Origin of the sequence: Novosphingobium sp., from assembly GCF_036803765.1 — a bacterium.
Lineage (GTDB): Bacteria > Pseudomonadota > Alphaproteobacteria > Sphingomonadales > Sphingomonadaceae > Novosphingobium.
The window spans coordinates 1-11192 of sequence record NZ_DAIRTS010000047.1 but is presented as its reverse complement, the minus strand read 5'-3'; the positions used below and the strand labels follow the sequence as shown (position 1 = coordinate 11192).

5 protein-coding genes and 2 pseudogenes are annotated in these 11192 nt (G+C 66.9%); all 7 read left to right on the top strand.

The features are described 5' to 3' along the window. Positions 1–1078: pseudogene (locus V7Q48_RS17930) on the top strand (monooxygenase); the annotation flags it as partial. A gap of 503 nt (positions 1079–1581) precedes the next feature. Continuing rightward, positions 1582–3831, top strand: coding sequence for a TonB-dependent receptor (locus V7Q48_RS17925; RefSeq protein WP_333840558.1), 2250 nt, complete (start codon positions 1582–1584; stop codon positions 3829–3831). Position 3832: 1 nt separating this feature from the next. Beyond that, entirely contained in the window at positions 3833–5020 is a 1188-nt protein-coding gene (locus tag V7Q48_RS17920) for an MFS transporter (RefSeq protein WP_277280867.1), read from the top strand. Then, positions 5017–5688 carry a TetR/AcrR family transcriptional regulator gene (locus V7Q48_RS17915; RefSeq protein WP_333840555.1) on the top strand — a complete coding sequence of 224 codons (672 nt, stop codon included), beginning with the start codon at positions 5017–5019 and terminating at the stop codon, positions 5686–5688. The genes V7Q48_RS17920 and V7Q48_RS17915 overlap by 4 nt, the downstream gene beginning before the upstream one ends. Before the next feature lie 24 nt (positions 5689–5712). Beyond that, a complete protein-coding gene (locus V7Q48_RS17910; RefSeq protein WP_277280864.1) occupies positions 5713–6975 on the top strand; it encodes a D-arabinono-1,4-lactone oxidase in 1263 nt (420 codons plus the stop codon). A gap of 14 nt (positions 6976–6989) precedes the next feature. Next, on the top strand, positions 6990–8111 hold the full coding sequence (locus tag V7Q48_RS17905) for a DSD1 family PLP-dependent enzyme (protein ID WP_277280862.1): 1122 nt from the start codon (positions 6990–6992) through the stop codon (positions 8109–8111). Beyond that, positions 8057–10852: pseudogene (locus V7Q48_RS17900) on the top strand (Tn3 family transposase); the annotation flags it as partial. The gene V7Q48_RS17905 and the pseudogene V7Q48_RS17900, both read left to right, overlap by 55 nt. Between the last annotated feature and the right edge of the window lie 340 nt (positions 10853–11192).

Genomic DNA, 11192 nt, shown 5'->3' with positions numbered 1-11192 from the left:
CATCGGCACCGGCGCCACCGCGGTGCAGGCGGTGCCCCATCTCGGCGCCGGGGCGAAGGAACTCCATGTCTTCCAGCGCACGCCCTCGTCGATCGACGTGCGGGGTGATCGCCCGACCGACCCCGATTGGGCGAAGTCGCTCGAGCCGGGCTGGCACCAATACCGGATGGAGAATTTCAATACCCTGGTCTCGGGCGGCTGGGCGGAGGAGGATCTTGTCGCGGACGGCTGGACCGACATCATCCGCAACCTCGGCGTGATCGCGCGGATGCGCGCGAACAAGGCGGCCGAGGGCACGAACGTCGATCCGGGGGAGCTGGTCCAGCTCGCCGATTTCCAGAAGATGGAATCGATCCGCCACCGCGTCGACAGCGTGATCGCCGACAAGGGAACTGCCGAGGCGCTCAAGCCCTATTACAACCAGTTCTGCAAGCGCCCCTGCTTTCACGACGACTATCTGGCGACCTTCAACCGGCCCAACGTCCACCTCGTCGACACGAACGGGCGCGGCGTCGACCGGATCACCGAACGGGGCGTCGTGGCGGCCGGCAAGGAGTATCGGCTCGATTGCCTCATCTTCGCGACCGGTTTCGAGGTCGGCACGAGCTATGCCCGGCGCGCCGGTTACCAGATTCACGGCCGCGGGGGGACCACGCTGGAGGAGAAGTGGGCGAAGGCCGGCGCGCGCACGCTCCACGGCCTGATGAGCCACGACTTCCCGAACTGCTTCATCTTCTCGACGATCCAGTCGGGATTCACGGCGAACTACCCGCACGCGCTCGCCGAGCAGGCTACCCAGGCCGCGCACATCATCGCCGCCGCGACCGAGCAGCAGAAGACGCGGATCGAACCGACCATCGAGGCGGAGGAAGCCTGGACGCAGCAGATACTCGACGCCGTGCTGGACCGCCGGAAGTTTCTCGAGGAATGCACGCCGGGCTATTATAACGGCGAGGGCGGCAAGCCGAACCCGCTTGCGGCGAGCTACTCGTCGTACGGAAAGGGGTCAGTCGCGTTCTTCAAACTTTTGAAGATGTGGCGTGAGAGCGGCGAGTTCGCAGGTCTCGTAATGTCGTGACCCGATTCTTGACCACTCCCACGCGTGGGAACCAGATTCAGGCTGTGTGCCCTGGCACACCCCGAAGCGATCAGAAAGGCGGCATAGCCAGCCGGTGGTAGAGGCCGACCCGAATAGCGGCGCGACGCGGCCTAGTCGTTTTGCATGGCACGAAAGCCCCCGATTGAGATTTATGGCACGGGTATCCGCGGCAGTTGCGGGCCTAAATGGGGGCCTGATACAAAGCCGCTATATCTTATCTACTTGATTATTTGTAATAAAATTCCTTCAATTGGACTCCACCTCCTCTCGATGATCCGCTCAGCGTTCGCGCGCGTCATGCGGTGATGCGACTCGCGCTCTTTCGGATCACTGCATCGGTAATTTTTACTATCGCCAGAGGCGATATCTCGCATCATTTCTAGATCATATCATGTAATATCAATTACCTAAGCCGCATTGCCAAAAGAGTATTTATTGCTATCGTTTAGGAGCAAAAAAATTCACGGGGAGGACCGTTCGCAATGAAACGGACGTTTGGAATCACCATCTCGCTGGCGGCGCTGGCCGTCGCTCAATCCGCCGCCGCGCAGGAGGCGGATCAGACGGCCGCCAATTCGGGCGCGGCGCAGGTGCAGGATGTGATCGTCACCGCGCAGAAGCGCAGCGAGCGGTTGCAGGACGTGCCGATCGCAGTGACGGCAATCACGGCGGAGACGATCCAGAACCGCCGCACGCTCGATCTCGTCGACCTGTCCAATCAGGCGCCCGGGCTTCAGATCAAATCCGACGACAACGGCGCCAACCCGCGCATCTTCATCCGCGGCGTCGGCGTCAACGATTTCAACCCGGCGACGAACAGCGCGGTCGGCATCTATGCCGACGGCGTGTACGTCGCCTCGCCGCTGGCGCAGCGGCTGGCCTTCTTCGACCTGCAACAGGTGGAGGTACTGCGCGGGCCGCAGGGCACGCTCTACGGCCGCAACACGACCGGCGGCGCGATCAACGTCACCGGCAAGCTGCCCGGCAATGAGCCGGAGGCCGATCTCTCCGCCGAATATGGCCGGTTCAACTCGGTCAACGTGCAGGGCGGCGCGAGCATTCCGCTGATCGCCGACAAGCTCTCGGTGCGCATTGCGGGCCTCTACCAACGCGACGATGGCTACACCCTCAACCGCCTGACGGGCCATTACGGCAACAACACGAATCGCTGGGCGCTTCGCGGCACGGTGCATTTCACGCCGAGCGCCAACGTCACCGATAATCTGGTGGTCAGCACCGGCCGCTCCACCGGCGGGTCGATCTGGGCGTACAATCGTCCGCTTCTTTCCGCCAGCGACCCGACCAGCTTCTGCCCTCCGGCCGCCTATGGCACCGATCAATGCGCTACGCTCATGGGATACACGAATCCGAGCAAGAACCTCTATCAGGGCGACTACAGTTTCGAGGGGAAGGACAGGGTCAACCTGCTCACCGTCTCGAACACGTTGACCATCGACCTCGGCGCGGCGTCGATCGTGTCGGTGACGGGCTATCAGCACGCCAGCCGCAACGATCAGGAGGATACCGACGCCAGCCCGATCCCGACGATCACCGCCAGCTACATCGCGCGGCAGAATACGTTCAGCCAGGAGTTGCGGCTGCAGTCGAACGGTCACACCCCGTTGCGCTATGTGATCGGCGCTTATTACGCGCACGATTATCTCAACAACAATTCGGCCTATAATGTTCTGCCGTTGGTGCAGGAGGAACTGGTATCGCCGGAGAATCCCACCGGAACTGATCTGGTCGACGGCATCGGGTTGTTCGGCTGGCCGCTGATCCAGAAGGTCGACAGCTATGCGGCGTTTGCCCAGCTCGACTATGACGTGACCGACAAGCTGACGCTCACCGGCGGGCTGCGCTATTCGGCCGACCACAAGGATTTCCACTACGTCAGCGAGGCGGCGAACGGGCTGGTGCCGATCTTTACCTACGACAATGCCAAGACGTTCGATTCCGTCACCGGCAAGGTCGGCCTGCAATATCGCCTGTCGCCGGCCGCGAACATCTATGCGAACTACAATCGCGGTGCGAAGAGCGGCGGCTTCTTCAGCGGGCAGACCGGCAATATCGCCGATATCGGGCCGTATAAGGATGAAACCGTCAATGCTTACGAGGTGGGGGCAAAGACCGAGTTGCTCGGCCGCACCCTGCGCGCCAACATCTCGGCCTTTTATTACGATTACAAGAATTTGCAGGTCTATACGACCGTGCCAGACGGGGCGATCACGCGGCAGCTCTTCACCAACGCCTCGGCCGCGCGGATCTATGGCGGCGAGTTGGAGCTTCAGGCGACGCCGACGCGCGGGCTGACGGTGTCGCTCAACGGCGCCTATCTCAACGCCACCTATCGCGATTTCAAGTCGGCCGGGAACGACTATTCGGGCAACACCCTGCCGTCCGCGCCGAAGGTCAGCGTGCAAGGGGCGGTCGACTGGCAGCATGAGACGCCGCTGGGCACGCTCGTCGCCAACACCAGCCTGTCGTTCCGCAGCAAGGTGTTCTTCGATACGTCGAACGACGTCAGGCTGACCGATCAGGCGCGCGCCTTCGTCGATGCGCGGCTTGGCATCCGTGTCGCGCGGGATCGGCTGGAGATCGGCGTTTGGGGCAAGAACGTCTTCAACGAGACCAATATCTCGGACATGACGCCGATCCCGACGCTCGGCTTCGACGTGTTCAGCGTCGGCCCGCCGCGCACCTATGGCCTGTATCTGAAGGCGCGTTATTGACATGAGCGGCGGGGCCCGCGCGGAGGCGCGCGCGTGGCTCGGTCCACGGCCCTCCGCGATCGAGATGGCGGCAACATTGTTCGCCGGCGTCACCGGCATCATGTTCGCGGGCGTCGGGCCGCTGCTGCTCGGCGCGCTCGAACATGCCGGGCGGCTGAGCGCGGCGCAGATCGGGCAGGCCGGGATGATCGAGCTGCTCACCATGGGCCTCGCCGCCGGGCTGACCGGGGCGCTGGCCGGCACGCGCCGGCTCCGCCCGCTGACGATCGCGTGCGGGCTGTTGATGGCGCTGCTCAACGCCGCGACCATGTGGTGCGACGGCTGGGCGCTGGTCGTGGTGCGGGGACTGAACGGCGTGCCGAGCGGCGCGCTGATCTGGCTGATGACCGCGATGATCGTCCGCGCGCCGCGTCCGGAACGTTGGTCGGCGATCTATCTGACCGTGCAGACGCTGGCACAGTTCGTCGTCGTCGCGACGCTCGGGCCGTGGATCGTGCGTCCCTATGGCGCCGACGGTGGCTTCGCGGTGCTGGCGGCGATGAGCCTCGCCGCGGCGCTCGCGGGCTTCGCGGTGCCGCGCGCGTTCGAGCCGCTGCCGGTCGCCGTCGACGAGCCGAGCGGCCTGCCATCGCCGCGCGGACTGACGGCGCTGGCGGGGGCGTTCTGCTTCAACGCCGCGATCCTGGCGGTGTGGATTTATGTCGAGCCGCTGTCCCGCCAGGCCGGGCATCCCGCCGGCACCGCCGATCTCGCGCTGTCGCTGTCGCTGGCGGCGCAGGTGGCGGGCGGCACGCTTGCGACATTGCTCGCCGGGCGGATGCGCTGGCTGCCGGCGTTGCTCGCCTCGCAGGTGGCGATGGCGGCGCTGATGCTGCTGTTCGCGCGGCTGCCGGGGCAGGGGGTGTTCCTCGCCGGCTCGGCAATGTTCGGCGGGCTGTGGATGTTCTCCGCTCCGCTGCTCACCCCCTTCGCGATCGAGGCAGACCCGACGCGCCGCGCCGCCGTGCTCGGCTCGGGCGCGGCATTGCTGGGATGCAGCGCCGGGCCGCTGCTCGCCTCGCTGGTGGTGAGCGACGGCGACGTGCGCGGCTGCGCGATGCTCGGCGCGGGTGCGATGGCGGTGGCGATCGCGATCGTGCTCGCGGTCCATTTGACTCGTCGCGCCGTAATCCTCACGCGCGCCGCATGACTGATACCGCAACCCCCGTTCGCGCCCGCCGCCCGCGCGCCAGGAAGCCGGCGTTGGCCACCAAGCTGCGCCCCCGGCAGGCGCGCGCGCAGGACACGTTCGAGCTGATCCTCGAAACCGCCGGCCAGTTGCTCGGGCGCATCGGGTTCGAGCAGCTCACCACCAACCTGATCTGTGAGGCGGCGGGTCTCTCGCCGCCCGCGCTCTATCGATATTTCCCGAACAAATATGCGGTGCTGAAGGAACTCGGCGACCGGCTGATGCGCGCGCAGGACGACGAGGTGATCGCTTGGGCCGATGCCGGCGGTCTCGCCGGCGCGACGTTCGAGGAGCGGCTCGCTAAGTCGCTGGCGATCCACGAACGGATGGTGGATATCCAGCGCGATTTTCCGGGTGGCCTGGCGATCGGCCGCGCGTTGCGCGCAGTGCCGGTGTTGCAGGACATCCGCTTCCGTTCGCGCGACGTGGTGGCGGCGCATTTCTTCAAGCACATGCGCGCGCTCTATCCCGCCACCGATCCGCGACGGCTCGAGGTGGTGACGCGGATGACGATCGAGCTGAGCTATGCCGCGATCGAGATGGTGGTCGAGGAGCCGGACCGCGACGCCGATATCATCAACAGGGAAGTGTGCCTGCTGTTCGCGCATTATTTCGCGACCTTCAGCTAGGCCGGGCAACGGAGAACTGGGCGAATGGAGTGGCATAACTGGTCGGGGAGCGTGAACGCGCAGCCGCAGACGATCGTGAAGCCGCGCGACGAGGCGGAGTTGCGCGCCGCCATCCTCGCCGCGTCGAAGGTGCGGGTGCGCGGCGCGGGCCATTCCTTCATGCCGCTGTGCGAGACGGGCGGCACGCTGATCGACATGAGCGACTATGCCGCGCCAGTCGAGATCGCCGCCGACCGCGCCAGCGCGTGGGTGCCCGCCGGCTGGAGCCTCGCGCGGCTGACCGAGGCGTTGTGGAGCGAGGGTCTGTCGCTCATCAACCAGGGTGACGTGAACCCGCAATCGCTGGCCGGCGCCACCGCTACCGGCACCCACGGCACCGGCAAGGATCTCGGCAGTCTCTCGACGCAGGTGCTCGCGTTCGAGCTGATGCTGGCGGACGGCTCGCTGGTGATCTGCGACGCGCAGACCAACCCCGATCTGTTTCAGGCGCAACGCATCTCGCTCGGGCTGTTCGGCGTGGCGACGCGCATCCGCATCAACGTGCTGCCGGCCTATTATCTGGAGGAACGGGTCGAGGCGCGCCCGCTCGGCGAGATGGCGGAACGCTGGCAGGAACTGGCCGCCGCCACGCGCCACTTCGAATTCTTCGTCTTCCCCTATGCCGACACGGTGATCTTCAAGAGCCTCCAGCCGGTGGCGGGTGAGGGGGTGATGCCGCGTTCGACCGATATCGACGAGCGCCCGTTCCGCATCGCCTGCGAGTTGAGCCGCAAGGCGAATTTCCTCATCCCTTCGCTGCAACGGCTGATGATGCGGCTGAGCAGCAAGCCGTCGCGCCGCGTCGGCCCCGCGTGGCAGATCTTCCCCGGCGACCGCACGATCCGCTTCGAGGAAATGGAATATGAGCTGCCCCGCGCGGACGGGATGCCGACCCTGCTGGAGGCGGTCGCCTATATCCGCCGCAAGAAGCTGCCGGTCGCCTTTCCGTTCGAGTTCCGGCTGGTGGCGGAGGACGATATCTGGATGTCCCCGTTCAATCGCGGGCCCGGCTCGTCGATCTCCTTCCACCAATATGCACGGATGCCGTGGCGCGACCTGTTCGCCGAGATCGAGCCGGTGCTGCGCGGCGCGAACGGGCGGCCGCACTGGGCCAAGCGCCACACCTTGCGCGCGGAGGACGTCCATGCGCTCTATCCGCGGACGGGCGATTTCCTGAAGGTGCGCGCGGAGGTCGATCCAGCGGGCAAGTTCGTCAACGCCGATCTGGCGCGGCTGTTCGGCATCTGAAGGAGGCAAGGGCCATGACCGACGAGGAACTCCACCGCCATCTGGTCGGCCGTCAGGGATCGCGGCGCGATCTCAACACGCCGGTGCTGGTGGTCGATCAGGACGCGCTCGACCGCAATATCGCGCGCATGGCCGATTTCGCCGCCGCCAACGGGCTGAACCTGCGCCCGCATGCCAAGACGCACAAGAGCGCCGCCATCGCCCGCCGCCAGATCGCCGCCGGCGCGCTGGGGCAATGCTGCGCCAAGTTGGGCGAGGCGGAGGCGCTGGCGGACAGCGGGATCGAAGGGATATTGATTACCTCGCCGATCCTCTCCGCGCCGGGGATTGAGCGACTGGTTGCGCTCAACGAGCGGGCCGGGGGGTTGATGTGCGTCGCCGACAATCCGGTCGGCGCGCGCGCCATCGCGGCGGCGGTGACGGCGCGCGATGGTCGGCCGCTGACCTTGTTGATCGACGTTGATCCCGGCATCCACCGCACCGGCGTCGCCAGCCCGGAAGCGGCGGTGGAATTGTATCGCGCGATCGTCGCGGAGCCGGCGCTGCGTTACGGCGGCGTGCAATATTATTGCGGCTCGCAGCAGCATATCGAGAGCTTCGCGGAGCGGGAGGCGGCAATGCACGACCGCGCCGACTATCTCCGCACTGTCATCGCCGCGCTGGAGGCGGCGGGGGGCAAACCGCCGATCGTCTCCGGCGGCGGCACCGGCACGCACCGCATCGACGCGACGCTTGGCCTGTTCACCGAGCTTCAGGTCGGCTCCTATGTCTTCATGGACGACCAGTATCACGTCTGCGCGCTCACGCCGGAGGAAGGTGAGGTGCCATTCGAGACCTCGCTGCTGATCGACACCCGCGTCATCAGCGCCAATTCGCCGGGGCTGGTGACGGTGGACGCCGGCATCAAGTCGATGGCGACCGATGCCAAGCCGCCGCTGATCGCTGGCGGCGCGGCGGAGGGAACGGTCTATTTCTTCATGGGCGACGAGCAGGGCGCGCTGGTTCATCCGGCCGGCGAGCTTCCGGCGCTGGACGCGATCGTCTCGCTCAACGCGCCGCATTGCGATCCGACCGTTAACCTCTACGACTGGTATCACTCGGCATACGCCACGACGATGTCGTCCCCGATTTTCTGATCCGGCACCTGGCCGCGCAACTCGACATCGCGCCCACAGCGTTCGAGGGCTACGCGCATCGCGCCCAGACCCGGCTCGAACACGCCTGGGAGGCGATGGAGCGTTTGCGCCTGCGCGCGTTCGAGGCGGCCGACGTCCCCGGCGCGCTCGGCGCAGCCACCCGCGCGGCGGAAGCGACCGAACGGGGCAAGCCGATCGCCGCGGCAGTGCTGGGCCATTTGCGTGCTGCCCGGATCGTTCTGCCCGCGCCCGCCCGTATCGAGCGGATCGGGGTGGCGGGGCGCGCCATGGCGCGCCGCCTCGCGGCCGACACGCTGGTCGATGCGCTTGCTCCGGAGCAGGTGACGGGGCTGGATGCGTTGCTGATCGTGGACCAGGATCGCAGCACGACGCCGCTCGCGTGGCTGCGCGACACGTCGGACAGCCCGACCGCGCGCAATCTCGCCGGCATTCTCGCCCGGCTCGCGCACGTGCGCCGGCTCGGGCTCGACCCGGGCATGGCCGGCCGCATCCACGAGCACCGCTTCGAGCAGCTCGTGCGCGAAGGCCACGTCGCGCCCGCGTTCCTCCTGTCCGACTACTCGCTCCGCAGAAGGCGCGCGACACTCGCCGCAGCCGTCATCGACCTGGAAGCGCGGCTCGCGGACGCCGCGATCGAGATGTTCGGCAAGCAGACCGGCCTCCTGTTCGCCAGGGCCAGGGCCGCGCAGAAGCGCGGCATCGAGGCGACCACACGCGACGTGAACCGGCTCATGCGGCTGCTGGGCGCCACGGTCGGCGCACTCCGGGTCGCGCGCGAGGACGGGTTGGACGTCTGGGCGGCGCTCGACGACGGGGTGGGCTGGACGAGGCTTCTGGACGCCGAGAGCGAGGCGACCGCGATCGCCGACCTGACTCGCGACGAGCCGCTGATCCGCGCGGCGGGGCGCTACATGACGATGCGGCGCTACGCGCCCGCGTTTTTTGACGCGTTCCGGTTCAAGGCGGCAGGCTCGCGCGACGGCGTGCTCGGCGCGATCAAGGTCGTGCGCGCGCTGAACGCGACCGGGCGGCGAGACGTACCGGCCGATGCGCCCATGCCGTTTTCCAGAAAATGGAAGGCGGCGATCACCGAGGGCGGCGTCATCGACCGCCGTCGCTACGAAACCGCCACGGTCGCGACCGTGCGCGAGCGGCTCCAATCGGGCGACCTGTGGGTGGAGGGTACGCGCGAACACCTGCGCTTCGACAGCTATATGCTCCCGCCCGGCAAAGCGGCCGAGATCGCGCTCACGCTGCCGTTCGACACCGACGTCGGCCGCTACTTGGAGGGGCGCGCCAGGCTGCTCGACTGGCGGTTGCGCCGGTTCGCAGGCTCGCTGAAGCGCGGCACGCTCGACGGCGTGGAGCTGCGGGGCGGTAACCTCAGGGTCAGCCCGCTCGCGGCCGTAACGCCCGCTGCGGCCGACAGGCTGGACGCGGCCGTCGACCGGCTCATGCCCCGCGTGCGCATCACCGAGCTGCTCGCCGAGGTGGAAGCCCGCACCGGGTTCCTGTGCGCATTTCCGGAACTGCGCTCGGGCCGCGCCCACTCCAACCCGCAGGCCGTGCTCGCCGCGATCCTGGCAGACGCGACGAACCTCGGCATCGAGCGCATGGCCAACGCCAGCCAGGGCGTCACCTACGCCCAGCTCGCCTGGACGCATGGCTGGTACGTATCGGAAGAGAATTACGCGGCAGGGCTGCGCCATCTGGTGGACGCGCAAGCCGCGCTGCCGCTCACGCGCGTGTGGGGCGACGGCACCGCGTCGAGCTCGGACGGGCAGTTCTTCCGCTCGGGCAGGCGGGGCGCGGCCGGCAGCACCAACGCGCGCTACGACCGGGAGCCGGGGCAGAAGATCTACGCCCATGTCGCCGATACCTACGCGCCCTACCATGTCCGGCTGATCTCGGCGACCGCGGCGGAGGCGCCCTATGTGCTGGACGGGCTGGTCGCGCACGGCTGCGGCATCGAACCCGCGACCCACTATGCCGATACGGGCGGCGCGTCCGACCACGTGTTCGCGCTCGCGCACCTACTCGGCTTCCGGTTCGTGCCCCGCCTGCGCGATCTAGCCGATCGCCGGCTCGGCCTGTTCCCGGGCACGGCCCGCCCCGAGGCGCTCGCGAAGCTGATCGGGCGCCCGTTCAACATCGCTGCCATCCGCGAAAGCTGGGACGAGATCGTCCGGCTCGCCGCGTCCGTGAAGGCCGGCGTGGTGCTACCGTCGGTCATGCTGAAGAAGCTGGCCGCGTACCGTCGCCAGAACCGGCTCGACTTCGCGCTCCAGGAGCTGGGCCGGATCGAGCGCACCCTGTTCACGCTCGACTGGCTAGAATCCAGGGCGCTCCGCCAGCAGTGTCAGGCTGGGCTCAACAAGGGCGAGGCGCGTCACACGCTCGCCCAAGCCGTGTTCGTCCACAAACAGGGCCGCCTGCGCGATCCGCAGTTCGAGAACCAGGCGCTGAAAGCGTCCGGGCTGACGCTGGTCACCGCCGCGATCGTGTACTGGAACACGCTTTACATGGGCCGCGCCGTCGAGCATCTGCGCGCCAGCGGCGAGCCCGCGCCCGACGAGCTGCTCGCCCATGTAGCCCCGCTAGGCTGGCGACACATCAGCCTGACCGGCGATTACCTCTGGCAAAACGCCGCTGCCGAGCTCGATCAAGACGGCTACCGCGCACTCAACATCGCCGGCGGACCCGGAGCCAAGGTGGCCTGAGCCGCCCTGTTCGCTACCTGTTCAGCTTACCGCTGTCCGTGTCACAAACCTTGAGGTGCTCCCGTGATCATCGAAAGCGGCATGCGGGCCAGGAAGCCGGCCGCGGAAAACGCCTTGGCGCCGGGCGCCTGGAAAATTTCACTGTATGGATTGCGCATGTAAGCCCCCCGGGGCACGGAGATAGAGCATTTTGTAGCCAAGTGGAATCATTTGGCGTTACAAAAATGCTGCGAAAACAAAAACTTAGAGCGTTTCCGCGTTTCCGTGAAAAACGGAAACGCTCTAGTCCGCAAAACCCTTCTCCCCGTGTGGGGAGAAGGGGTCAAAGACAATGCCCTCC

What these genes read in the sequence shown, in the direction of transcription:
- V7Q48_RS17925 (WP_333840558.1), top strand. Translation starts at nt 1,582, where the DNA reads ATGAAACGGACGTTTGGAATCACCATCTCGCTGGCGGCGCTGGCCGTC.
- V7Q48_RS17920 (WP_277280867.1), top strand. Translation starts at nt 3,833, where the DNA reads ATGAGCGGCGGGGCCCGCGCGGAGGCGCGCGCGTGGCTCGGTCCACGG.
- V7Q48_RS17915 (WP_333840555.1), top strand. Translation starts at nt 5,017, where the DNA reads ATGACTGATACCGCAACCCCCGTTCGCGCCCGCCGCCCGCGCGCCAGG.
- V7Q48_RS17910 (WP_277280864.1), top strand. Translation starts at nt 5,713, where the DNA reads ATGGAGTGGCATAACTGGTCGGGGAGCGTGAACGCGCAGCCGCAGACG.
- V7Q48_RS17905 (WP_277280862.1), top strand. Translation starts at nt 6,990, where the DNA reads ATGACCGACGAGGAACTCCACCGCCATCTGGTCGGCCGTCAGGGATCG.